The organism is Prevotella intermedia ATCC 25611 = DSM 20706 (genome assembly GCF_001953955.1).
GTDB classification, from domain to species: domain Bacteria; phylum Bacteroidota; class Bacteroidia; order Bacteroidales; family Bacteroidaceae; genus Prevotella; species Prevotella intermedia.
The window spans coordinates 1741045-1765301 of record NZ_CP019300.1 but is presented as its reverse complement, the minus strand read 5'-3'; the positions used below and the strand labels follow the sequence as shown (position 1 = coordinate 1765301).

Annotated in this window: 18 protein-coding genes; 12 read left to right on the top strand and 6 right to left on the bottom strand. The window is 43.4% G+C overall.

The annotated features are described in order from the left end of the window. Positions 1 to 124: 124 nt before the first annotated feature. Entirely contained in the window at positions 125 to 967 is an 843-nt protein-coding gene (locus BWX39_RS07585; protein WP_028905154.1) for a TlpA family protein disulfide reductase, read from the top strand. A 195-nt stretch (positions 968 to 1162) separates the two neighbouring features. On the opposite strand, the gene BWX39_RS07580 is transcribed toward BWX39_RS07585, so the two are convergent. Next, positions 1163 to 1990 (bottom strand): DnaJ domain-containing protein, encoded by an 828-nt coding sequence (locus tag BWX39_RS07580; RefSeq protein ID WP_028905153.1) that lies wholly within the window; start codon positions 1988 to 1990, stop codon positions 1163 to 1165. Between the two features lie 51 nt (positions 1991 to 2041). Continuing rightward, complete coding sequence (locus BWX39_RS07575; RefSeq protein WP_028905152.1) at positions 2042 to 2587, bottom strand: TFIIB-type zinc ribbon-containing protein; 546 nt, start codon at positions 2585 to 2587, stop codon at positions 2042 to 2044. A gap of 379 nt (positions 2588 to 2966) precedes the next feature. Here BWX39_RS07575 and BWX39_RS07570 point away from each other — a divergent pair, with 379 nt between their 5' ends. The 5 genes from BWX39_RS07570 to BWX39_RS07550 all read left to right on the top strand — a co-directional run bounded on the left by BWX39_RS07570 (position 2967) and on the right by BWX39_RS07550 (position 11177). Then, the gene (locus BWX39_RS07570) at positions 2967 to 4661 is read left to right on the top strand and encodes a putative transporter (protein WP_028905151.1); all 1695 of its coding nucleotides are present in this window, start codon (positions 2967 to 2969) and stop codon (positions 4659 to 4661) included. A 573-nt stretch (positions 4662 to 5234) separates the two neighbouring features. Continuing rightward, entirely contained in the window at positions 5235 to 7010 is a 1776-nt protein-coding gene (locus BWX39_RS07565; RefSeq protein ID WP_028905150.1) for a biotin/lipoyl-binding protein, read from the top strand. 176 nt (positions 7011 to 7186) lie between these two features. Continuing rightward, the gene (locus BWX39_RS07560; protein WP_028905149.1) at positions 7187 to 7735 is read left to right on the top strand and encodes a hypothetical protein; all 549 of its coding nucleotides are present in this window, start codon (positions 7187 to 7189) and stop codon (positions 7733 to 7735) included. Further along, the gene (locus BWX39_RS07555) at positions 7732 to 8280 is read left to right on the top strand and encodes an HDIG domain-containing metalloprotein (RefSeq protein WP_028905148.1); all 549 of its coding nucleotides are present in this window, start codon (positions 7732 to 7734) and stop codon (positions 8278 to 8280) included. Before BWX39_RS07560 ends, BWX39_RS07555 begins: the two co-directional genes overlap by 4 nt. Before the next feature lie 59 nt (positions 8281 to 8339). Continuing rightward, entirely contained in the window at positions 8340 to 11177 is a 2838-nt protein-coding gene (locus BWX39_RS07550) for a putative LPS assembly protein LptD (RefSeq protein WP_028905147.1), read from the top strand. A gap of 563 nt (positions 11178 to 11740) precedes the next feature. Here BWX39_RS07550 and BWX39_RS07540 read toward each other — a convergent pair. The 3 genes from BWX39_RS07540 to pepT form a co-directional block, all read right to left on the bottom strand. Continuing rightward, positions 11741 to 12700: a calcium/sodium antiporter gene (locus tag BWX39_RS07540; RefSeq protein ID WP_028905146.1), complete on the bottom strand. Its 960-nt coding sequence runs from the start codon at positions 12698 to 12700 to the stop codon at positions 11741 to 11743. A 47-nt stretch (positions 12701 to 12747) separates the two neighbouring features. Next, on the bottom strand, positions 12748 to 15018 hold the full coding sequence (locus BWX39_RS07535; RefSeq protein WP_028905145.1) for a cation:proton antiporter: 2271 nt from the start codon (positions 15016 to 15018) through the stop codon (positions 12748 to 12750). A 272-nt stretch (positions 15019 to 15290) separates the two neighbouring features. Continuing rightward, entirely contained in the window at positions 15291 to 16514 is a 1224-nt protein-coding gene (gene pepT / locus BWX39_RS07530) for a peptidase T (RefSeq protein WP_028905144.1), read from the bottom strand. Positions 16515 to 16741: 227 nt separating this feature from the next. Here pepT and BWX39_RS07525 point away from each other — a divergent pair, with 227 nt between their 5' ends. Together BWX39_RS07525 and BWX39_RS07520 are read left to right on the top strand one after the other, a co-directional pair. Continuing rightward, on the top strand, positions 16742 to 17551 hold the full coding sequence (locus BWX39_RS07525; RefSeq protein WP_028905143.1) for a Nif3-like dinuclear metal center hexameric protein: 810 nt from the start codon (positions 16742 to 16744) through the stop codon (positions 17549 to 17551). A gap of 55 nt (positions 17552 to 17606) precedes the next feature. Further along, positions 17607 to 18428: a zinc ribbon domain-containing protein gene (locus BWX39_RS07520; protein ID WP_028905142.1), complete on the top strand. Its 822-nt coding sequence runs from the start codon at positions 17607 to 17609 to the stop codon at positions 18426 to 18428. A gap of 467 nt (positions 18429 to 18895) precedes the next feature. On the opposite strand, the gene BWX39_RS07510 is transcribed toward BWX39_RS07520, so the two are convergent. Then, positions 18896 to 19345 carry a type I restriction enzyme HsdR N-terminal domain-containing protein gene (locus BWX39_RS07510; RefSeq protein ID WP_028905141.1) on the bottom strand — a complete coding sequence of 150 codons (450 nt, stop codon included), beginning with the start codon at positions 19343 to 19345 and terminating at the stop codon, positions 18896 to 18898. A gap of 229 nt (positions 19346 to 19574) precedes the next feature. Here BWX39_RS07510 and holA point away from each other — a divergent pair, with 229 nt between their 5' ends. The 4 genes from holA to BWX39_RS07490 all read left to right on the top strand — a co-directional run bounded on the left by holA (position 19575) and on the right by BWX39_RS07490 (position 24186). Beyond that, complete coding sequence (holA, locus tag BWX39_RS07505; protein ID WP_028905140.1) at positions 19575 to 20600, top strand: DNA polymerase III subunit delta; 1026 nt, start codon at positions 19575 to 19577, stop codon at positions 20598 to 20600. An 868-nt stretch (positions 20601 to 21468) separates the two neighbouring features. Then, the gene (locus BWX39_RS07500) at positions 21469 to 21930 is read left to right on the top strand and encodes a helix-turn-helix domain-containing protein (protein WP_028905139.1); all 462 of its coding nucleotides are present in this window, start codon (positions 21469 to 21471) and stop codon (positions 21928 to 21930) included. A 502-nt stretch (positions 21931 to 22432) separates the two neighbouring features. Beyond that, entirely contained in the window at positions 22433 to 23206 is a 774-nt protein-coding gene (locus BWX39_RS07495) for a dihydroorotate dehydrogenase electron transfer subunit (protein WP_028905138.1), read from the top strand. Between the two features lie 71 nt (positions 23207 to 23277). Next, the gene (locus BWX39_RS07490) at positions 23278 to 24186 is read left to right on the top strand and encodes a dihydroorotate dehydrogenase (protein WP_028905137.1); all 909 of its coding nucleotides are present in this window, start codon (positions 23278 to 23280) and stop codon (positions 24184 to 24186) included. Positions 24187 to 24257: the final 71 nt, after the last annotated feature.

Below are 24257 nucleotides of genomic sequence, written 5' to 3'. Positions count from 1 at the left end.
AGGTACAAAAAAAACTTAAATAATAGTGGTTTTATCAATACATTTATTTATTTTTGCATTCCAATCACCCAAATACCCCATTTAAATAGAGGGTAGTTTGCAAACCATTAAATAATAAAAAAGTATGAAGAAAATGTTTTTAGCAGCAATTATGGCTGCACAGGTGCTGACAGGTTTTGCGCAATCGCAGGACTTTAAGCCTTATGAAGAGAAGATGAACAAAATCTACGCTGAGTTTGAAGCTTTGGATAAGGAGTATGCAGCAATGCGTCAGAAAGACCCAAAGACCTTTACCGATGCTGACAAGCAAAAAGTTGAGGGCATTATGGCTAAGGGCGAATCGCTTTCAGAGCAACATACTGCGCTTACACTCGAGATAGTCAAGAACTTCAAGAATACGAAATACCCTGCAAAGTACATAGCTGATGCATATTCAGGTTTCACTTACGACCAGCTGAAAGATGCTTTAGACCCTACAAGTGGCTATTATAAGGAAGAAGCATTGGAGCCTGCCAAGGAATACTTTGCAACATTGGAACTTCGTCGTCCTGGTCTTATGTACACCGATTTGGTAATGAAAGATATGAACGACAAGGAAATTAAGTTGAGCCAATACGCAGGTAAGGGCAACTACGTGTTTGTAGATTTCTGGGCAAGTTGGTGTGGTCCATGCCGTGCTGAAATGCCAAATGTAGTTGAAGCTTACAACAAATATCATTCAAAAGGTTTGGAAATCATTGGCGTTAGCTTCGACCAGAAGAAAGAAGCGTGGGTATCAATGGTGAAAAAACTCGGTATGGAGTGGCCACAGATGTCTGACTTGAAAGGTTGGCAGTGTGCAGCAGCCAAGATTTATGGCATTCGCTCTATCCCTTCAAATATTTTGTTAGACCCACAAGGCAAAATTGTAGCAAGCGATTTGCGTGGCGAAGACTTGCAAAAGAAGTTGGCTGAAATCTATAAGTAAGTCGATTTTAGCATTAAAAAGAAACCGCATCAAGTAGCAATCTTGATGCGGTTTCTTTGTTTTATCTATATTCTCTCTTTTTTAAAACTATATTTTCTCTTTATTTAATTTATATTCTTTCTTTGCTTAACCTATATTATCTGTTTGCTTTATCTATACTCTTTCTTCTTTCTTAATATATACGTGTGTTGGCATTTAAATGCCCCTTGCTTTGAGAATGCGTTCTTTTGCGTTGTTTATCTCTTGGAATTTCTTCTCAGCAGCTTTGCGAACGTCGTCGCCCAATGTGCTTACACGGTCGGGGTGATGCTTTAATGCCATTTTGCGGTAGGCAGCTTTCACTTCGTCGTCGGTGGCATTGGGCGATATGCCCAACACTTTGTAAGCCTCGTCAAGTCCTCCTTGCCGGTTAGATGTTGCACCCATGTTGAGCATAGAGTCTACGTCTTGCGCCGAAAGTCCAAGATAGCCTGCCACTTCCTTGAGTGCTGACACTTCTTCGGGGCTTACTACGGCGTCTACCTTCGCTATTATAATAAGGTAGTTGAGCAGTTGTAGCCGTTGCCCTGTGTTCATATGGAACGAAATTTCAACGCAACTCTTGCGTATCATCTCTTTGAAAGCGGTGGCACCTTGTTGCTTCTGCATTTCAAAAAGCTTTAGTAGAATGTCTTCGCCCTGCCGAACAGCTTGCTCGCCAAAGTTGTTGCGAAGGAAGTTTCTTACATATTCCATTTCCGAATGCATGATTTTGCCATCGGCTTTTATAATGTAAGATGAGAGTACAAGCATTGAAAAGAGGAACGAGTTGCGGTCTTCCTCGAATGGTCGTTGATTGAAATGCGTGTCTGAATAGTCGTTTCGGAATGTCTTTCCGCCTTCGCCGAAACCCTTTCCTTCGTCAGAAGCGTTAAAAGCATCGTCCAACATACTTCCAACACAGTATCCTGCTATTGCGCCCAATACGCTGCCACCTGCCAACATCCAACCGAGTGCGCCGCCAATCCATTTTCCTATTGCCATGTTTTTGTTTTGTTCGTTTGTCTATAATAATGCCAAAAGCGTGCTAACTTTCTAAAAACCTATTGAATTCTTTAGCTCTATGTATTGCTTGAACAGCCATGTGTGGCTGTCGTAAACAAAGTTCGTGAGTACCGAAAGCAGATATAAGCCAATGTAAACAAGCAAGATGAAAGTGAAACTGCCTATGAAGAATATCCACAAATCGCCATTTTTGTATTTCTCTTGAAAGGCTTTTAGCCTTGAAGACGACTTTGCAATATATTCGGAAGTGGCAGCTGTCGTACTCGCAGCCAATGCCGAAACCTGCTGAGATTGGCTGTTCAGCTTTGCTTTTGCAGCTTCCAGCATATCAGTAGTAGCCATTTTAAGGAACTTTACCTTTGCTGTTGGCTGCGTTTCTTCAGTTTGTGTGTCCACCTCTCTTGTTTCCGAGAATGGCAGAACCGCTCTGGCTCTTGTTCGGAAAGGCTTTCCGTCGCCCAATTGACAATTCAGCACACTGCCACAGTAGGGACAGCGCACTTTCTGCAAGCCTTGACGCTCTGTTTCTGCTTGGAATATATCACTGCATTTGTTGCACCTTATCTTATATATCATAATGGCGCAAAATTATAAAAAAACTTCCATTTGCGAAAGAAAACCCTTGATAAGGTTTGCTGTATTGTGCCGAATATATTGTTTTATTGCAACCAAGATGCTGCTGTTTCGCTTATTTTCTTCTGTCGGTGAATGGTTTTGGTGCTTTTTTTAACCTTTAACTTCTTGCTTGCTTGTATGTGTTTATGGTTACAAAATGTTAATCTGTGTTGTGAAAACCACTGACGTTTATCTGCAACACTTATCTAAAAACGTTCCTTTTGACACTGAAAAGTGCCGAAATGACAGTGTTTATAGGCTTCTGTAAGTGTAAAATTGCTTCAATATAATTTTTTTATTCTAACTAAATAAGTACCTTTGCACCAATAAATTTACACTTATGGATTGGTTAATTAAATTATTCACTACGGAAGACAGTGTGGCACACATCGTGTTGCTCTACTCTTTGGTCATCTCGCTGGGCGTCTATCTTGGTAAAATAAAGATAGGTGGAATCTCCCTCGGCGTAACTTTCATTCTCTTTGTTGGTATTTTGGCAGGACACATTGGTTTCACTGGCCCAACACCAACGCTGACATTCCTGCAAGACTTCGGTCTTATTCTGTTCGTCTTTATGATTGGTTTGCAAGTCGGACCGGGCTTCTTCGAGAGCTTTGGCAAGGGCGGACTGAAGCTGAACATGCTTGCTTGCTTCGCAATTCTGCTGAACATCGTGGTAATGTTTGCTTGTTACTACATCTTCTTTGACACTACCGACTCAAAGAACCTGCCTATGATGGTGGGCACGATGTATGGAGCGGTAACCAATACCCCAGGTCTTGGTGCTGCAAAAGAAGCTGTACACAGTGTATTCGCTAACGGAATGGACTTCGATATCGCTTCAGGCTACGCTTGTGCCTACCCCTTGGGTGTCGTTGGTATTATCGGTGCAACGTTGGCAATACGCTTTATCTGCAAGGTAGATATGGACGCAGAGAACGCACTCTTGACCGATACAGAGGCAGAGAACCCAAATGCAAAGCCACACATTATGTATCTTCGCATTGAGAACTCATATATCGGTGGCCGTACTTTGCAGGAAGTTATCGATTTCTTGAATCGCGACATTGTTTGTACGCGCTTGATGCACGACGGCGTAGTATCGCTTCCTTCTAAAGACACAGTGTTGCACCTTAACGACGAGATACTTGTAGTGTGCGCAGAAGCAGATGCTGAAGCCGTTACCGCATTTGTCGGTCCAGAAATAAAGGCTGAATGGCACGAAGAAAACCAACCACAGCAGATGGTCAGCCGTCGTATTGTTGTTACAAACAGCTCTATAAACGGTAAGACCTTGAGTAAGTTGCAGTTCCGCTCAATATATGGCGTGAACGTAACACGTATCAGCCGTCAGGGTATGGACTTGTTCGCAAGCAACAACCACCACTTCCAGGTTGGCGATAGAATTATGGTTGTAGGTTTTGAAGAGAACGTACAGCGTGTTGCGGAGTTGATGGGTAACTCTGAAAAACGTTTGAATGCACCGAATATTGCTACCATCTTCATTGGTATCGTGGTCGGTATTCTTTTCGGAAGTCTGCCTTTGGCTATCCCTGGAATGCCTGTTCCTTTGAAGTTAGGTTTGGCAGGTGGTCCGTTAATCATCGCCATTCTTCTCGGTCGTTTCGGTTATCACATGAAACTTGTTACCTATACCACAACGTCGGCTAATATGATGCTGCGCGAAATAGGTTTGGCATTGTTCTTGGCATCGGTTGGTATCAAGGCTGGAGCAGGCTTCTGGGAAACCGTAGTACAGGGCGATGGCTTGAAGTATGTTTACACAGGCTTCTTGATTACGATTATTCCAATCCTCATTGTTGGAACAATTGCACGAATGAAATACAAGTTCAACTATTTCACCATTATGGGTGCGATAGCAGGTTCTTATACCGACCCTCCTGCATTGGCATACGCAAACTCTGTTTGCAACGCTGAAGCACCAGCTTTGGGCTATTCTACGGTTTATCCGTTGAGTATGTTCCTTAGAATACTTACAGCACAGCTGATAATTCTTTTCTGCTGTGGAATTTAAAAAGTGAATTGTTTTTAAAGTTATAATGCGTAGTAAAGGGTGTGCCGAAAGTTTATTTCGACATGCCCTTTTTTCTTTTTCAGCGCATTGTTTTCCTTCTTTTTCTCTCTTATCTTTATAGGAACGTGATGAATCACGCCCTTGCATCTGTGTTTCAAAAACAAGCCTGCCAAATTATTTACGTGTAAATAAATATTTTTCTACACGTAAGTAATAATTTATTTACACGTAAGTAAATATTTCTTTACGTGTAAATAATTTGTTTAATAAGCGTTTTTGTATGCGTAAATCTTTTTAAATCAACGTGAAAAGTGTAGTTGCGGTTTTGCAAAGCAACGATGGTGTACGGCGTATTGTCCAATAAGGCTGCGTGTAGCCTATGGAATGGAGTTTTATTCTGTATCTATTGTTCGTCTGTCTTTATGGTTTTAAGTTGCCATAAGTTAGCCAATATTTGAAAAAAAATGTGCTATTATACGGCTGTATAATATTTTTTGTCTAAATTTGCACACTGTAATGCCCCTGCGCATTATATCTGTGAACAAGAAAAAAAGAAAGGTATTAAAAATAGATATGGCAAAGAAAATTCAGTTTAGTCTCATTTATAGAGATATGTGGCAGAGCTCTGGAAAGTTCCAGCCACGCAAAGACCAGTTGGTGCGCATAGCTCCAATATTCGTCGAAATGGGTTGTTTTGCTCGTGTGGAAACCAATGGTGGTGCATTCGAGCAAGTTAATCTGCTTGCAGGAGAGAACCCAAACGAATCAGTCCGCGCATATACTAAGATATTACACGACGCCGGCATACAGACACACATGCTCGACCGCGGTCTGAACGCATTGCGTATGTATCCTGTGCCCGACGATGTACGTGCTTTGATGTATAAGGTGAAGCACGCACAAGGTGTAGACATTCCTCGTATCTTCGATGGTTTGAACGATATTCGCAACATTGCGCCTTCTATAAAGTGGGCAAAAGAGGCAGGTATGATACCACAGGCGGCACTCTGCATTACGACTTCGCCTGTCCATACTTTGGAATACTACTGCGAACTCGCCGATAAGGAAATTGAAGCAGGTGCTGAAGAAATCTGTTTGAAGGACATGGCAGGTATCGGACAGCCCGCTTTCCTTGGCAAACTTACAAAGATGATTAAGGACAAACACCCAGAAATCATCATCGAATATCACGGTCATTCAGGTCCGGGCTTGTCAATGGCGTCTATGCTCGAAGTTGCAAAGAACGGTGCCGATATTCTTGACGTTGCCATTGAGCCACTATCGTGGGGTATGGTGCACCCAGACCTCATCTCAGTGCAAAGTATGTTGAAGAACGCAGGCTTCGATGTGCCCGAAATAAATATGGACGCATACATGAAGGCGCGTGCCATGACACAGGAATTTATCGACGAATGGTTGGGCTACTTTATCAATCCGAAGAATAAAATCAGCAGTTCTCTGCTCCTCGGTTGCGGTCTTCCTGGCGGTATGATGGGTTCTATGATGGCAGACCTCGGCGGTATCCATGCCACTATCAACAACCTTCGCAAGAAGAAAGGCGAACCAGAACTTTCGCTGGACGATATGTTGGTGAAGCTGTTCGACGAAGTTGCTTACGTTTGGCCACGTGTAGGTTATCCTCCATTGGTAACTCCATTCTCTCAATATACCAAGAATATCGCCTTGATGAACCTTCTCACCATTGAGCAAGGCAAGGGTCGTTTCGTTATGATGGACGATTCTATGTGGGGTATGATACTTGGAAAGAGTGGTAAGGTGCCAGGCAAGATTGACGACGAGATTGTTGAGCTTGCCAAGCAGAAAGGTCTTGAGTTTACAGACGCCGACCCACATACTTTGTTGCCTAACGCATTGGACGACTTCCGTAAGGAAATGGACGAGAACGGTTGGGACTATGGACAGGACGACGAAGAGCTCTTCGAACTTGCCATGCACCCAGAGCAGTATCGCAACTATAAGAGCGGTCAGGCTAAAAAGAACTTCTTGGCTGACTTGCAGAAGGCGAAAGACGCTAAACTCGGCGATAAGGTAAGCATAGAAGAGGCTACTGCGTTCAAGCACGCAAAGGCCGATGCTATCGTTTCTCCTGTCAAGGGACAAGTGTTCTGGGAATTCCAAGGCGATGGCGAAGCTGCTCCTGCAGTAGAACCGTTCATTGGCAAGGAATACAAAGAAGGCGAAAAGTTCTGCTATATCCTTGCTCCATGGGGCGAATTTGTAGAAATTCCTGCTGCATTGGGTGGTAAATTGGTAGAAATAAATGCAAAACAAGGCTCTAAAATCAACAAGGGCGACGTGATTGCATACATTCAAAGAGACGAAAAGTAAGAGTTTTAGTTAAATAAGATAACTACGATTCATTCACGAATTATAAAGCCTAAACGCTTTGATGGTCTGTGAATGAATCGTTTTTCTTTTTATACGAGCAGGGGAATAGCATTGTAGACAGGAACGAATACAAGTTTATTGGAAGCCAAGTTTTATGCCATTGTTGTTTTAAGAGTATGGATTTACGCAGTCGGTTAGCAAAAAGAATATATGGAGAAAAGGTTAAATACTTTGCTTCTATGGCTCAGTCTTCTTTCGACGACCGTGAATTTGGCGAGTTCTTCCAGCTCTTATACGATGAAGAAGCAAGAGTTGCAGAGAATGTAGCTTTGATAATGAGTCATTTTAACAAAGCAGGACGGGAACGGCTGAATAGCAGAAAACAACTCATTATGGCAGAAGCAATGCGCACTTCCAATGCTACGAAACTGCGTTTGTTGCTTACGATTATTTTAAGACAGCCCTTTTCGGAAGAGGAAATAACAACCCCTTTCCTCGATTTCTGTCTTGATAACATTACAAGTTCTGTCCAAACAGTAGCCATAAAGTCGCTCAGCATCTATCTGTCTTTCCAGCAATGTAGGTTTTTCCCAGAGCTTTTGCAAGAATTGGAAGCGATATTGCATTCTTACGATGGTGTGCCCTTGTCGCCAGGACTGAAGTGTGCACGGACAAAAGTGTTGCAAATGATAGCAAAGAACAAGAAAAAACATAAATCACAATGAACTATCAAGCCATCATAGATAAGTATTATCCCGAAGAAAACGAACTTAAAAAGATATTGTTGGTACACAGTCGGAGTGTTGCCGACAAGGCATTGGCACTTGTAGACCTACACCCTGAACTGCAACTCGATAGGCAATTCGTGGAAGAAGCGGCTATGCTGCACGATATTGGCATATTCAAGTGCAACGCTCCGAGCATTCAGTGCTTTGGCGAAGAACCCTATGTGCGACACGGACGCATAGGTGCCGAACTGTTAAGAAGCGAGGGTTACCCCCGCCACGCACGTGTTTGCGAACGCCATACGGGTGCAGGACTTACACAAAAAGAGATAGTAGAGCAGGGGATACCTTTGCCTCCGCAAGACTTTCTGCCCGAAACAGAAGAGGAATTGTTGATTTGCTATGCCGACAAGTTCTTTTCCAAGACCCATTTAGATGCAGAAAAGACTTTCGAGCAAGCCGTAAAAAGCCTGCAAAAGTTTGGCAACGACGGTGTAGAAAGGTTTACGGCGTGGCACGAACGCTTCGAACCTGCAAAACGTTAAAATAGAGAAATAACTCCAATTTATCCCATTATTTGCTTAATTTTGCAAGTTATTAGGCAATGAAAGCAAAGTTTCTCATATTCGTTTTTACGTTTGTCATCGCATTTGCAATGGCATCTCCTTTCGTGTCTGTTCTTTTTTCGCCTTTCGTCAGTGCTGCCAGCGATGCCAATATCGCCACTGTGCAGCCGAAAAAGCCAGCGAAAAGAGGTGGAGATACTGTAAAAACGGTGGTAGATACCACGCAGATGGACTCTTTGCAACTTGCCATTTACAAGCACAATAAGGCGGTTGATGACTCCATTCGAGTTGATAGTATAATGAAATCGAAGTCGAATGGCATCGAATCGCCTGTAACTTATTCGGCTGAAGACTCCCTCGTTTACAATGCAAAGACACGCGTTGCGCATCTGTATGGTTCGGCAAAGATGGACTATCAGAATATGAAGCTCAACAGCGACAACGTTTCCATGAACTTGGACAGCAATCTTGTGCGTGCCAACGGTACTTCCGATTCTACAGCAGAGGGCGGTATCAAGGGTAAACCAGAGTTCTCTCTCGGTGGACAAGCGTACAGCAGCGACTCTATGGCTTTCAATTTCAAGTCGAAGAAAGGAATGATTAAGGGTGTTTACACCCAACAGGAAGAAGGCTACCTTACAGGTGCGAAAGCCAAACGCGACTCGTCGGGCGTTGTCTACATACAGCACGGCAGATACACTACTTGCGACAAGCCACACCCCGACTTCTATATTGCCCTTTCGCGTGCAAAGGTTCGTCCTGGCAAAGATGTGGTTTTCGGTCCTGCCTACCTTGTTGTTGCCGACGTACCGCTGCCGTTAGCCATTCCTTACGGCTTCTTCCCATTCTCTAAAAAATACTCCAGCGGACTTATTATGCCAAGCTATGGCGAGGAAAGCGAGCGTGGTTTCTATCTTCGAGATGGTGGTTACTACTTCGCCATCAGCGACAAATGGGACTTGAAACTGTTGGGCGAAATATACACACGTGGCTCGTGGGGAATCAGTGCAGCCAGTAATTACCGCAAGCGATACAGGTATTCGGGTTCGTTCCTCTTCAGTTATCAGAACACAAAGACGGGCGATAAAGGACTGCCAGACTATCTTGAGCAAAAGAGTTTCAAGCTGCAATGGAATCATCGGCAAGACCCTAAAGCCAATCCAAACAGCTCTTTGTCTGCCAGTGTGAACTTTGCTACTTCGAGTTACGAGCGCAACAACTTGAACAGTATGTACAATCCGCAGACCCGAACCCAGTCTACACGTACATCATCGGTAAGCTGGTCGAAGCAGTTTCCGAACATTGGGCTTTCTATCAGCACCACTGCCAACCTTGCACAGAGTATGCGCGACTCTACCATCAATCTTACTTTGCCCGACCTGAACATCAGTTTGAGTCGTCTGTATCCGTTCAAACGCAAGAAGGCTGTGGGCAAAGCACGTTGGTACGAAAAGATTTCCATGAGCTATACGGGTCAGTTGTCGAATTCTATTTATGGGAAAGAAGACCGCATTTTAAAGTCTAACTTCGCCAAAGAGTGGAAGCATGGCTTCCAGCACAACATTCCTGTGCAGGGCAACTTCACGCTGTTCAATTATATAAACCTTAGTCCGTCGTTCAACTTCACCGACCGTATGTACACCAATAAGGTTGCACGCAGTTGGGATAATGCAAAGTCGGAGGAGCGGCGCGATACCTTGACAGGTTTCTATAATATCTACAACTGGTCGCTGAACCTCAGCGCAAGCACGAAAATTTATGGTTTCTGGATTCCGAACAAGAAGCTATTCGGCAATAAGATACAAGCCATTCGCCACGTTATCACCCCGCAAGTGAGCCTGTCGTACTCTCCTAACTTCGGCGCACGCCGCTACGGATACTACGACAGCTACCAGTACACCGACGCAAGCGGCAACGTAAAACTAGTGGAATATTCTCCCTTCCAAGACGCTATGTACGGCGTGCCGGGCAAAAGCAAGACTGAGATGATATCGTGGGACGTTAGCAACAACATCGAAATGAAGGTGCGAAGCGACAAAGACTCTACGGGATACAAGAAACTCAGCATCATCGATGAACTTGGAGCAGCGATGTCGTACAATGCCGCTGCCGATTTCCACCGATGGAGCGACCTCAGTGTGCGCCTCCGACTGAAGTGGTGGAAGAATTATACCTTCTCAATGAACGCCCAGTTTGCTACATACGCCTACGAGTTAGATGCAAGCGGAAAGCCCTTTGTAGGCAATCACACCGAGTGGGGATACGGTCGTTTGCCGCGTTTTCAGGGTATGTCGCAAAACTTCTCGTTCACCCTTACCCCCGACAAGATAAAGAAATGGTTTGGTGGAGGTAAGGATAAGGACGATGACAACGCCCGTCCCGACGATGAAGGACCCGACCCCAACGTGGAATCGAATATGGACGACACTATGGAACGAGGCAAGCACGCAGCCAAAAAGCGTGGAAGCAACATTGCCGAAACCGACGAAGACGGCTATATGCGCTTCAATATTCCGTGGTCGCTGACCTTTGGTTATGGTATTACAATGCGCGAAAACCAGAAGGGAGAGTTCAACAAGAAACGTATGCGCTACCCTTACAAGTTCTCGCAGACGCTGAATGTAAGCGGAAACATACGCATCAGCGACGGTTGGAATATTAATTTCTCAAGTGGTTACGACTTCGACAACCACGCTATGAGTATGACGACGGCAAGTCTTTCACGCGATTTGCATTGCTTCAATATGAGTGCTTCCATTGTGCTTGCGCCCTACACGTCGTACAACTTCACTTTCCGTTGCAACGCCTCAACGCTTACCGATGCCCTTAAATACGATAAGCGCAGTGGTTTTACACAAGCCGTTCAGTGGTATTAAGCAGGTGTTTGGCGGAGAAAACAGCACTGAATATATAGTAGCAGTTTATCGTGAACACCCATTTGCTTCCTCCGTTGTATAGCAAAACTACAGTTGTTTTACAATACGGAATGTGAAAGGGTATAGAATGAAAATCGTTCTTATTTTGTAAAGATAATTCCGACGAAAAATGATAATTTCGATTTGGCACTGCGAAAGCGTAGGTTTTACCGTCCAAAAGCGGCTCTTTTGCCTTGCAAAACCTACGCTTTTGGAATGCAAAACAATAGGTTTTGTAATGCGCTGATGATGAGATTGTTAGGTGAAAGTTATTGTTATGAAAAATATTTACACTTTTCTTGCCTGTTTTTCACCTATACAATAAAGTATATAGGCGAAATTGTATGGCGAAAAGAATAGCGTTTTCTGGTTGGAAAGGTGAAGTGATGTATTTGTCCGCATTAAGTTTCTATTGCCACTTCGTACTGTTGCAATCTTAACAAAAAGCCTCTGCACGTTCGGTGCAGAGGCTTTTTGCTGAATATCAACGGCTCTTTAGTGCCGTTTTTGTGCTTCCGTCAGTCTTATGCGTTGCTGATAAGATAAGCCATATAGCCTATGAAGGTGGCAGTGAGCACGAGTCCTTCCCAACGCTCAAGAACGTATTTGGTGAATGAGAAGAACCAAATCATAATCATAGATATTACCAATATCGACAAGTCGGTGGTGGTAATGCCTTGTAACTGCATCGGACAAACAAGTCCTGTAAGACCTAATATGGCGAGAATGTTGAACACGTTAGAGCCAAGAACGTTGCCTATGGCAATGCCGCTGTTGCCCTTTCGTGCTGAAACAACGCTCGTGGCAAGTTCGGGCAGCGATGTTCCGCTAGCTACAACCGTAAGACCGACAATGGCTTCCGACACACCTAACGAGGTTGCCAGTTGGGTAGCACCTTCCACAAACAGCGTACTGCCGCCAATAAGGCAGCCCAAACCTACGATAATCCATATCGCCGACATGATTGTGCTCATCTTAGGTACGATTTCCAATGCTGTTTCAGCAAGTTTGTTCTCCACTTCCAAATCCTTTTTCTCTATTTTCGCCCCTGTTACGGTCATATACATGAAGACAAGGAAGAAAACAAAAAGCACGGCAGCGTCTATGCGTCCTATCTTTCCATCGAAGCACATCATCATCAGAATAACCGATGCAACAAGGGCAAACGGTATGTCTTTCAACACCGTAGAACGCAAGATAACCATCGGAGCAATAGCTCCAGAGAGTCCGACGATGAGCAAAGTGTTGAAGATATTAGAGCCTACGACGTTGCCCACTGCCAAGTCGGGTGTGCCTTTGAGTGCCGAAATCAGGCTGACACAAAATTCGGGCATACTCGTTCCCATGGCAACGATGGTAAGCCCGATAACGATTTGCGGAATTTTCATACGTTCTGCAACAGCCACCGCCCCTTCGGTGAGGCGGTCTGCGCCCCACAACACGATGGCAATGCCTGCGATAATGAAGATAATATTCAATAACATATATGTTTAATATTAATTTTATTACGTTTTTAAAATAGCCTTCAGCCCTATTCGTTAGCGGCTTGAATTTGCTTTATATTCTCTTTTTCGCCTACCACCCACAGTATGTCGCCTTCCTCTAAGCAGCGCGAAGGATTGATGAGCGTAATGTGGGTTTGCCCCTCGTCTACACCTACCACCATACAATTGTATTCCTCGCGTATGCCACTTTCTCTCAATGATTTGCCAATAAACGGATTGCTTGCCGACAAAACAATTTGGCGCAGAACCATTTCGCGCTTCTCTATGTCGTTGTCTTCGGGGCGAATTTCGTTTCGAATGGCTGTCGAGATAGCTGCTAACTGTTGGTCGTTACCGATGACTTGTATCTTGTCGCCAGGGAAAACAATGGTGTTACCACGTGGAATGTTCAGGCGGTGCGAGCCACGGAGAATGCTACTGACATGCGTACCAAAGCGATTGCGGAGCTTTAGCTGATGGAGCGTCTTGCCCGTCCACGCCGAATCTTCAGGAATATCGAACTCGCCGATGTGAATGTTCCTATCTAATAGGTGCCCTTCGAAGAGCGGTTTCCGTCTGCCACGTACTTGTGCTGCTATTTCGCGGCTACGAAGGTTTTGTATAAAGAGGCGTTCCAAGCGAATGCTGCGCTGTTTCATACCGCGAGACAGTATCATCAGCGTCAGCATACCTATTGCAATGACTATCATGAGCGCATTGGTGAAGCGTGTAAGATAGTTGCAGATGTAGAAAATGAACGCAAGTGCCACCACCATTCTGACGAGAATGGTAAACACAAGCGGCAGGCGGTTCATACGGTTGCGTGTCCAGAGGGTCTTAAACTCTTCGGAATGGTTCTTCTTCATTACGAAAGCGCGCAGGAAAGGAGCTATGAACAAGATGGTGAGGAGTCCGCAAACAACGTTCCCAGCCCAGTGGTTGCCTGTCAATTCCACCGAGAATCGGCGCATAATGGGCAGAACAAGCGAGAACATAATGGTGATGGTAGCAGCCGAGAGAATGCCGTAGATGAGTGTATTCGCAACCATCGCCTTGATAAGTGCGCGCCAGAGATTGTCGGACGATAGGTTTTGCGGTGTTCCTACGTCGATATGCGTAATGCGACGTGCCCATTGCTTCGGCAAACGGCGCAATATGAATTCGTAAGTAGGCTCTGCTCCACGTATCATATAAGGGGTTAGGAAAGTCGTAATGACCGAAACGGCTACCACGACAGGGTACAGAAACTTGCTGATAACGCCCAACGAAAGTCCTAAAGTGGCAATGATGAAAGCAAATTCGCCTACTTGCGCCATTGAGAAACCGCAGCGAATGGCATTTTTAAGCGATTGTCCGCCGAACATGTAGCCCATTGTGCCGAACACAGCCTGCCCAACAAGAATGGTAACGACAAGTATAAGGATTGGCACAGCGTAGGTTACGAGAATTTGCGGGTCTACCAACATACCCACCGATACGAAGAAGACAGCACCAAAGAGGTTCTTTATGGGTTCCACAACCTTTATAATCTTCTCTGCTTCGATGGTTTCTGCCAAGATGCTACCCATTACAAACGAGCCGAAAGCAGCACTGAAGCCTACCTTTGTGGATATTACTGCCATAAGGAAACAAAGTCCTAACGATACAATGAGGAGGGTTTCGCTGTTCAGAATGCCACGCACCTTGCGCAAGAGCGAAGGTATGGCAAACAAGCCGATGACAAACCACAAGATGAGAAAGAAGCCAATCATAAGCACACTCTCTATTAATTGACCGCCGTCGGGGCTGTTTCCGCTCGCTACGGCACTCAGCATAACCATCATGACGATAGCGAGAATGTCTTCAAGGATAAGCACGCTCATCACCGTAGTTGCAAACGTTTGCTGCAGAAGTCCCATGTCGGCAAACGCTTTATATATGATGGCAGTGGAACTCATAGCCAACATACCGCCAAGGAAGATGCAGTCCATTTGCTGCCAGCCGAAAGCGTGCCCCACGCTAATGCCCAAAGCCATCATACAGAATACGATTGTGCAGGCAGCAATAATGGGCGAGGCTCCCATTTTCAATATTTTCTTGACCGAGAAGTCTAATCCTAACGAGAACAAAAGGAAGATAACGCCAATGTCTGCCCACGTTTTAATGTCGGCTTCGTCTACCACGCTCATAATGTAAGGCATATGTGGTGATACCAAAAAGCCAGCTACGATGTAGCCTAACACAAGCGGTTGCTTGAGTTTCTTGAATAGCAGCGTTACGAAACCTGCTACTACGAGAATTAAAGCAAGGTCTTTTACGAGTACAGGAAGTTCTGACATAAGCAGCGTTGTAAATGTTTGAATAGTTTATTGATGTGTTAGCATGATTCGTCAATGCGGAAAATATAGTATGCTGATGTGCTTGTATATAGTTCGCCGATGTGCTAATATAATAAGGTGGAGGCGCATTGCCCCCGCTGAAAATACGAACACCACAAACTGTTCTCTCCGTTTTCCGAGCTGATAGCAGCACTGAAATGCGGTGAGAGCAGACTTTGTAGTGTTCCTCTTCGTATTTATAAACCGCCGAAAGCCGACGGAATTACTTCTGATTAATCGTTGTAGCCAGCTGTGAGGCGACTGATATTGATGATAACCTGCATGGCTTTCTCCATCACTTGGATAGATACAAACTCGTAAGGTCCGTGAAAATTCACACCGCCAGCAAAGATATTAGGGCATGGAAGTCCCTTGAAGCTGAGCTGTGCACCGTCCGTACCGCCACGAATAGGTTGTACCAATGGTGTAACTTCGGCTTCCTGCATGGCTTTTACAACAAGGTCGATGACGTGGATATTTGGGTCTATCTTCTCTTTCATGTTGTAATATTGGTCGTCCATCTTCATTTCGACCGTACCTTCGCCATACTTTTCGTTCATCGCCTTTACGCAATTCTCCATTACTTTCTTGCGATTTTCGAACTTATCTCTATCGTGGTCGCGAATGATATAGTTAAGCTTAGCTTCTTCGCAACGACTTTCAATACCGATTAAATGGTAGAATCCTTCGTAGCCTTCGGTGTTTTCAGGAGTCTCGTCTTGCGGCAACATCTCGCTAAACTCAATTGCCAAGCGGCTTGCATTAACCATTCTGCCCTTTGCATAGCCTGGGTGAACGCTCAAACCCTTGATGTAAACCTTTGCGCCAGCAGCGTTGAAGTTCTCGTATTCCAACTGTCCGATGTCGCCACCGTCCATCGTGTAAGCCCATTCGCAGCCGAATTTCTCCACGTCGAAGTGGTGTGCGCCGCGTCCAATCTCCTCATCGGGGTTGAAACCTACGCGGATTTTGCCGTGTTCTATCTCTGGGTGGTCGCGCAGATAGCACATTGCCTGTACTATTTCGGCAATGCCTGCCTTGTCGTCGGCACCGAGTAGGGTGGTGCCATCGGTAACAATGAGGTCCTCGCCCTTGTGTTCGAGGAGTTCTGGGAACTGCTTTGGCGATGAAACCATATTCTCGTTGAGCTGTATGTCACTACCATCATAGTTCTTTACGATGCGTGCCTTGATGTTGGCACCACTTGCGTCGAGTGCTGTATCGTAGTGTGCAATGAAGCCAATGGTAGGTACTTTCTTTGTAGTAGTAGCTGGAAGCGTGGCATAGATGTAGCCTTTTTCGTCCATTTCTACTTCTTTTAGTCCTTCACGCTCAAGTTCTTCTTTCAAATACTTAGCGAAAACAAGCTGTTTCGCAGTGCTGGGCACAGTTTCAGATTCGTCTGCCGACTGTGTGTCAAACTTGGTATAGTTAATAAATCTTTCTGCTATTTCCATGTTTTATTTTATGTTTACTAATCTATTAGTTGCAAAGATAGCTAAAAACTGATTTATATCAAAACTTGCAAGGTGCTTTTTTATAATTGTTATACTTTTTCTATGTTTTGCTAAATAAAAGTAGTGTGCGTGCAAAAAATACGGAGAAAATCGTTCCAAATTATGAAGAATTAAGCCTTGATACATTGCTGTTTAAGTTTAATTTCGTATCTTTGCAATCTAAATTTATGCGTAGCGTGAAAATTAAGGAAGTTATTGATGCCCTTGAGAAGTTTGCGCCTCTGCCCTTGCAGGAAAGCTACGACAATGCTGGCTTGCAAGTTGGATTGACAGGGGCGGAAGTGTCAGGGGCTTTATTGTGCCTTGACGTAACCGAACAGATTGTAGACGAAGCGATAAAGCTCGGCTGCAACCTGATAGTGGCACACCACCCGCTCATCTTCGGTAAGCTGTCGCAAATATCGGACACGAACTATGTGCAACGCACTGTAATCAAAGCGATTAAGAACGACATTGTAGTCGTAGCAATGCACACCAACATAGACGCTGCAACAGGAGGTGTAAACTTCAAGATTGCAGAAAGAATGGAACTGCAAAACGTTCGCTTTTTCGGCAAGACGCAATCGGTTCCGACCGACGACGGCGAAGTCCTTGGAGGTTCGGGAGTAGTTGGCGAGTTTGCAGAACCGTTGGCTGCCGATGATTTTATATTGCTCTTGAAACAGCAGTTCGGCGTGGAATGTGTGCAAGCCAATCAGTTGTTGCGTCGCCCAATTAAGCGAGTGGCACTCTGTGGAGGGGCTGGTGCTTTCCTCTTGAACGATGCAATAGGCGAGGGGGCTGACGCTTTCGTTACAGGTGAGATGCACTATCACGACTTTTTCGGGCACGAACAGCAGATACAGATATGCTCAATCGGGCACTATCAGAGCGAACAATTTACGACTGAGGTGTTTAAGAACATCATAGAAAAGCAGTGCGCAGGCGTGAAGTGCCACATTACGCAGATAAACACCAACCCTATTATATATATATAATAAGGTGGAAAATGAAACAAGACAGAAAAATAAACGCAAAAATAGAAATACAACAATGGCAAAGAAAGACCCTAAAGACTTATCAGTAGAAGACAAGTTGAAGCATCTTTTTCAGTTGCAAACTACACTTTCGGCAATCGACGAAAAGCGCGCATTGCGTGGCGAATTGCCTCTCGAAGTTCGCGACTTGGAGGACGAAATTGCAGGTTTGAACACACGTATCGACAAAATACGATATGAAATTGACGATTTTCAGCACGCTATCGTGCAGCGCAAAGGCGATATAGAACGCGCAAAATCGAGCTTGGAACGCTACAATCAGCAGTTGGAACAGGTGGCTAATAACCGCGAATACGATATGCTGACAAAGGAAATCGAATTCCAGACATTGGAAATAGAACTTTGCAAGAAGAAGATGGACGAGGCGCAGGCTAAGATACAAGAACGTCAAGACAATCTTGCCAATACCGAAGCTGTTCTGGACGACCGCCACAAGGCACTCGAAGAGAAGCGTGCAGAACTCGATGAAATTATGCAAGAAACGCGCGACGAGGAAGATGACCTGAAAGAAAAGGCTGGCGAACTTGAAACAAAGATAGAGACAGGTTTGCTCCGCAGCTTCAAACGCATTCGCAAAGGTGCGCGCAACGGACTCGGTATTGTGTATGTGCAGCGCGATGCGTGCGGCGGTTGCTTCAACAAAATTCCACCTCAGCGTCAGCTGGATATAAAGATGCACAAGAAAATTATCGTGTGCGAATACTGTGGTCGTATCCTTATCGACCCTGAATTGGCGGGCGTAAAACTTCAGGCAGCAGAGGAAAAGCCTAAGAAGAAGCGCACAACTCGCAAAAAGAAAGAGGAAACGGCTGAATAAAGTCGCGACACCTTATTATATTATATATAGAAACGAGAAACTCCATTGGTATTGTAAAAGAGCAATACCGATGGAGTTTCTTTGTGTAATGTATATTTCTGCACTTGCAATAAGTTGTCGGAACAGACAAGGGAGAGGTTGCCACAGTAGAAAAACAGCAGAGAAATTATCTATTTGCTACTTGATGACGAAGGTGAAAAACACCCCTATTTTGTAAAGATAGTTTTCTTAAAAAATGATAACTGCGCTTTGGCATTGCGAAAGCGGCTGTTTTGCATCGCAAAACAGCCGCTTTTATCGTGCAAAACCTACGCTTTTGGAACGCAAAACAATAGGTTTTGTAGAGTATTGATAATTAGATGGTTAGACGGTATTTACACTTGTGAAAAATGTTTACATTTCTTTTACCAGCTTTTGCTTATAGAACGAGGTATGTAGAAGGAATAATCTGGCAGTTAAGAGCCGCTTTATAGTTCCTTGTAATTGGGTATTGAGGGTAAGAAAGCATAGGTTTGATGCTCGTAATCCATCTTGCAAATGTAGGTGTCTATGCCGTTCGACACGATGAGATAATCGACGTGGAGTAGGAGATTGTAAACAGAAATCTGGTCGAAAACCTTTTGCGTGAGCTGAACGTGGGGGGCTTTGTATTCTATTATCATGCGTGGGCGTAGGCGGTTGTCGTACAAAACGCTGTCGGCACGGATAACTTTGTCGCCAACGGGAAGCGAAACTTCGTTGGCAAGCAGGCTCATTGGGTAGTTTTTGTGGTCGATAAGGTAGTGAATAAAATGCTGTCTGACCCACTCTTCGGGCGTAATTACAAGGTATTTCCGACGCAAAATATCGAAGATTTTGCGTCGCCCATTCTCTTCTTTCACCTTTATATTATAGGGTGGGAGGTTCAATTGCAGCATTGTTATCTGTCTTTTTTCTGTTTGCAAAGGGCATTTAAAGCCTCGCAATATTTTGTTTTCTCTTATTTATCAATTAACTTTGCAGGCGATAGAATATTGCCCCGAAGTTGCCTGTAGCAACTTTCTGTGGGTAAATTCAATACAAATATAGACAAATTTTCCGAAAGTTCGCGCCTATTTATATAGAAAATAAGCGGTAAATGCAGCGGAAATAGCAATAAAGAAATAGATGTCGGCAAAACAAGGAACAACATTTCAGGAGATAATGAAAGACCTGAAAGCACGAAAATTCTCACCTATTTATATATTGATGGGCGAGGAATCTTATTATATTGACCAAATAACAAATTATATTGCAGAGAATGTGCTGACGCCAGCTGAACAGGATTTTAATTTGAATGTGTGTTTCGGGTCAGATGTTTCGGCAGTGCAGATAACCGATATGGCGAAGCGTTTCCCAATGATGGCAGAATATCAAGTTGTCATTGTGAAGGAAGCGCAGAATATTCGCTCGCTCGATGCATTGGAGAAATATTTAAAAAATCCTGCTAAAACCACAATTCTTGTTTGGTGTCATAAAAATGGAAAGATTGATGCGAGGAAGAAAGTGATAGGTTTGGCAGAAGCTAACGGGGTGGTGTTCGAAAGTAAAAAAATACGAGAATACCAACTTGCAGGTTTTATGCAAAATTATTTGGCAACGAAAAAAATAACAATTGAGCCAAAAGCATCACAGATGATAGCCGACCATATCGGAACCGACTTGAACCGTCTGACGTCGGAACTCGATAAGGTTGCACTCTCCTTGCCCGAAAACGATAAAAGAATTACACCGGAAATCGTTGAAAGAGAAGTTGGAGTAAGTAAAGATTTTAACACTTTCGAATTGCGCGATTCAATCGTAAATCGCAACGTTTTCAAGGCGAATCAAATTGTAAACTATTTTGATAAGAATCCGAAGGCAGGTTCGCTCTATTCTTTCTTGCCTTTACTCTTCTCTTATTTCCAAAATTTAATGATAGTTTTCTATTCACCAAACAATAAATCGGAAAACGACATAGCCCAGGCATTGGAATTAAGAAGCAGTTGGGGAGCGAAAGATTACCATACAGGAATGAGAAATTACACCGCTCGAAAGACGATGGACATCATAGCTAAAATTAGAGAAGTAGATGCAAAAAGCAAAGGATTGGATAATCCAAGCACTGGGGCAGGGGATTTAATGAAAGAATTAATCTTTTTCATTTTGCATTGAAAAAAGCATAGATTTAGTGTCAGAAATAAAACGAAAAACGTCCATTTTGAGGCTTCCAATACCTCAAAATGGACGTTTTTAGTGGATAAAATGCCAAAAAATGCCGTTTTTTCGTACTTTTTAGAGTTAAAAGAAGCAGCTCATTTTATCTGCTTTTTTCGCTTAATTGCTTAATAATAGGTAACTTACACAGTTTTATCTCCTCTGTGGTTAGCTTATTTGAAATCAACCTTTACTTTGCTCCGAAATACTAAAATTACGCCATTTTTAGTCCTTTTTCAAAGCAATAGATTTAGCGTTATCTTATATTAACGTTTAGTATGTTAAACAATATATTTACTTTTGAAAACGAAAGACCTTGTTTTTATATTTGAATACCCATGTTTTGAATATTAAAAAGTGCACACTTTGTTTTATATTTGCAATTACAAAGCCAAATTAAAGATTACTTACTTGTAAATGTTTAAATATTCATCGTGTTTTATAAGAGTTTAATTGACTAATAACCAGCAATTTATAATATTATATTAACCTATCTGCGACAAAAAGAGGAAATATCTACGATAAAACAAAGAATATTCTGCATAAACCTTATAACTTAGCTGTAAAGTACTATTAACAACCAGTATTATACATAAAAAGGTTGTCTTTTAGCTTTAAGTACATATAGGTTTGTAGATTTATATTTGTGTATGCAAATTGCAATTGCACACAGCGCGGGTGTTTGGTTTTATGTTTTTAAATATTAAAATCAAAAGTTTTGAAAACAAAATAATCTTTTCTTTGTTTGGTTTTATGAATTATTTGTTTTACCTTTGTAAAATCATTGAAATACGCCTGAATAGGCATTAATTGGCTCTGATTGGTTATGAAAGATAGAATAAAACGCTTGATGGAGAGTCAGCATATGACTCAACAAACCTTCGCAGACTTCATTGGAATTTCGTCTGCTTCGCTTAGTAGTATCTTCAATGGAAGAACAAAACCCACATTAAATACCGTTGAGGCGATAAAGGGAAAATTTCCGACTATCAGTCTCGATTGGATAATGTATGGAGTGGAACCTATGTTCAAAGAACAGATGGCTGAATCGCAAAATGAGAATACATCGGGGGCACTACCCGCCAACTTAAATCTCTTCGATGAAGTACCTCCAGCTCCCCTCTCCTTTTCGGTAGATGAACCCAAAACAGAGCGTAATGCTCCTTCAATGTCTAAAGATATAGTCAAAACAGAGGTGAAATATATTGACAAACCACAGCGTAATATCACTGAAATTCGTATCTTTTTTGACGACCAAACATGGGAAACATTTGTCCCTAAGAAATGATTTTAGCTTCTAAAAATTAACATTTCATTTTTACTATATACTGTTATTGCGACACCGTAATGCCTCCTTGATGATTTCAAAATCACTTGGAGGCTTTATTGTCTTTATTGCCTTAAAATGGAATTTCTTTACCATTAGAATTCGCTTGATTTGTCTAAACCTTCTATATCATATCCGCAAGTATGAGCATAAATATGTATTTTTATTATGTATAGTAATGCAAAATTATCTTCACTCATTACTTTTTCTTTTACATTATTATATAATAGCATTGCCATTTTAGAAGAAAAGCATTGTAATAATGTCCTTTTAACTTGGCTTTGTTATGTGCTTTTCACTATTGTAGTTGCTGTATTGTTTGGTAAAAGTGGTAAGAATAGTGGCTTGTTGTACTTTTCTTGTATCTCTTTCCTATAAAGAAAATGTGGTTTTCTTTATCCAACTGGCGTATAATTCGATAATTTTATGTAAGTTTGCATCAAGATTTTTCTATTATATCATCATGAAACAGAAGTTTATTCTCGACCTAAAGGTAGTGTCTGTAGAACGTTTGAATGAGAAGAACGTGCTGATAAAGCTCACTCACGATGCTGAATTGCCTGATATGAAGCCTGGTCAGTTTGTCGAAGTAAGGGTTGATGGTTCGGCTTCAACCTATCTTCGCCGCCCTATTTCCATTAATTTTGTTGATAAGGAGCGCAACGAATTGTGGCTGCTTGTGGCTGAAGTTGGAGATGGCACACGCACTATTGCAGCTGTAAAGCCTGGCGACATGCTCAACTGTGTGCTTCCGTTGGGCAACGGTTTTACCTATCCAGCTTCGTCTTCCGATAGCCTTTTGCTTATAGGAGGTGGCGTTGGTGTTGCCCCTTTGCTCTATTTTGGTATGCTTTGCAAGGAACGTGGCATTGCAGTAACTTTCTTGTTGGGTGCTCGTACTGCTTCTGATTTACTGGAATTAGACGAGTTTAAGAAGTATGGCGATGTCTTTGTTACCACCGAAGACGGCTCTATGGGCGAAAAGGGCTATGTTACCAATCATTCCATATTGCACGAACGCCACTTCAATCAGATTTCTACCTGTGGCCCTAAGCCTATGATGGTGTCGGTGGCGAAGTATGCACGAACAGCCAACATACGCTGCGAGGCTTCTTTAGAGAACCTTATGGCGTGCGGAGTGGGGGCTTGTCTTTGCTGCGTTGAGAAGACTACGGAAGGCAATCTTTGCGTTTGCACCGAAGGACCAGTGTTCGATGTAAACCAATTGCTGTGGTAGTTGTGTCTTTAATAGTAGTTTATTGATGTTCACATATTATATAATAGCGAATTAAAAAATAAATAAAAGCGATGGCAGATTTAAGTGTAAATATAGGCAACCTACAACTAAAGAACCCTGTGATGACCGCTAGTGGAACCTTTGGCTACGGCATTGAGTTCCAAGATTTCGTTTCGTTAGACCAGCTTGGCGGTATTATCGTGAAGGGAACCACCCTTAATCCTCGTGAGGGAAACGATTACCCACGAATGGTAGAAACGGCTATGGGTATGCTTAATTGCGTGGGACTCCAGAATAAGGGTGTCGATTATTTCATCGAACATATTTACCCTGAAGTCAGCAAGATAGGTACAAACATCATTGTAAACGTCAGTGGCAACTCTCCAGAGAGCTATGCAGAGACGGCTGAAAAGCTAAACGACCTCGACCACATTCCTGCTATCGAGCTGAATATATCGTGTCCGAATGTGAAAGAGGGCGGTATGGCGTTCGGTGTAACCTGTTCGGGGGCTTCTGCTGTACTTCGTGAGGTTCGCAAACGTTACCATAAAACACTTATTGTCAAGCTTTCGCCCAACGTTACCGACATTGCAAGCATTGCTCGTTCGTGCGAAGAAGAAGGTGCTGATGCGGTTTCGCTCATCAACACCCTCATGGGCATGTCTATTGACATCGAGAAACGCGCCCATCGTCTTAGCATTCGCACTGGCGGACTTAGCGGTCCAGCCGTTAAACCCGTAGCCCTTCGTATGGTTTACGATGTTGCCCACGCCGTGAAAATCCCTGTTGTCGGACTTGGCGGCATATCTACGGCTGCCGATGCCATAGAGTTTTTGATGGCAGGTGCAACGGCAATACAGATTGGTACTGCCAATTTCATCGACCCACAAGTTACGTTGAAGGTGCGCAACGGTATCAACGAATGGTTAGACAGCCACGGCTACAAGTCGGTAAACGAAATCATCGGCTGTGTAGAATAATACGTTCGATACTTTATTTAAAGTTCCAAGCACAAGCATTATATGCCCCACTTTTTCACAATTGATTCATT

Excerpts from the sequence above, each read along its gene's own strand:
- BWX39_RS07585 (WP_028905154.1), top strand. The coding sequence starts at position 125 with ATGAAGAAAATGTTTTTAGCAGCAATTATGGCTGCACAGGTGCTGACA.
- BWX39_RS07580 (WP_028905153.1), bottom strand. The coding sequence starts at position 1,990 with ATGGCAATAGGAAAATGGATTGGCGGCGCACTCGGTTGGATGTTGGCA.
- BWX39_RS07575 (WP_028905152.1), bottom strand. The coding sequence starts at position 2,587 with ATGATATATAAGATAAGGTGCAACAAATGCAGTGATATATTCCAAGCA.
- BWX39_RS07570 (WP_028905151.1), top strand. The coding sequence starts at position 2,967 with ATGGATTGGTTAATTAAATTATTCACTACGGAAGACAGTGTGGCACAC.
- BWX39_RS07565 (WP_028905150.1), top strand. The coding sequence starts at position 5,235 with ATGGCAAAGAAAATTCAGTTTAGTCTCATTTATAGAGATATGTGGCAG.
- BWX39_RS07560 (WP_028905149.1), top strand. The coding sequence starts at position 7,187 with ATGGATTTACGCAGTCGGTTAGCAAAAAGAATATATGGAGAAAAGGTT.
- BWX39_RS07555 (WP_028905148.1), top strand. The coding sequence starts at position 7,732 with ATGAACTATCAAGCCATCATAGATAAGTATTATCCCGAAGAAAACGAA.
- BWX39_RS07550 (WP_028905147.1), top strand. The coding sequence starts at position 8,340 with ATGAAAGCAAAGTTTCTCATATTCGTTTTTACGTTTGTCATCGCATTT.
- BWX39_RS07540 (WP_028905146.1), bottom strand. The coding sequence starts at position 12,700 with ATGTTATTGAATATTATCTTCATTATCGCAGGCATTGCCATCGTGTTG.
- BWX39_RS07535 (WP_028905145.1), bottom strand. The coding sequence starts at position 15,018 with ATGTCAGAACTTCCTGTACTCGTAAAAGACCTTGCTTTAATTCTCGTA.
- pepT (WP_028905144.1), bottom strand. The coding sequence starts at position 16,514 with ATGGAAATAGCAGAAAGATTTATTAACTATACCAAGTTTGACACACAG.
- BWX39_RS07525 (WP_028905143.1), top strand. The coding sequence starts at position 16,742 with ATGCGTAGCGTGAAAATTAAGGAAGTTATTGATGCCCTTGAGAAGTTT.
- BWX39_RS07520 (WP_028905142.1), top strand. The coding sequence starts at position 17,607 with ATGGCAAAGAAAGACCCTAAAGACTTATCAGTAGAAGACAAGTTGAAG.
- BWX39_RS07510 (WP_028905141.1), bottom strand. The coding sequence starts at position 19,345 with ATGCTGCAATTGAACCTCCCACCCTATAATATAAAGGTGAAAGAAGAG.
- holA (WP_028905140.1), top strand. The coding sequence starts at position 19,575 with ATGTCGGCAAAACAAGGAACAACATTTCAGGAGATAATGAAAGACCTG.
- BWX39_RS07500 (WP_028905139.1), top strand. The coding sequence starts at position 21,469 with ATGAAAGATAGAATAAAACGCTTGATGGAGAGTCAGCATATGACTCAA.
- BWX39_RS07495 (WP_028905138.1), top strand. The coding sequence starts at position 22,433 with ATGAAACAGAAGTTTATTCTCGACCTAAAGGTAGTGTCTGTAGAACGT.
- BWX39_RS07490 (WP_028905137.1), top strand. The coding sequence starts at position 23,278 with ATGGCAGATTTAAGTGTAAATATAGGCAACCTACAACTAAAGAACCCT.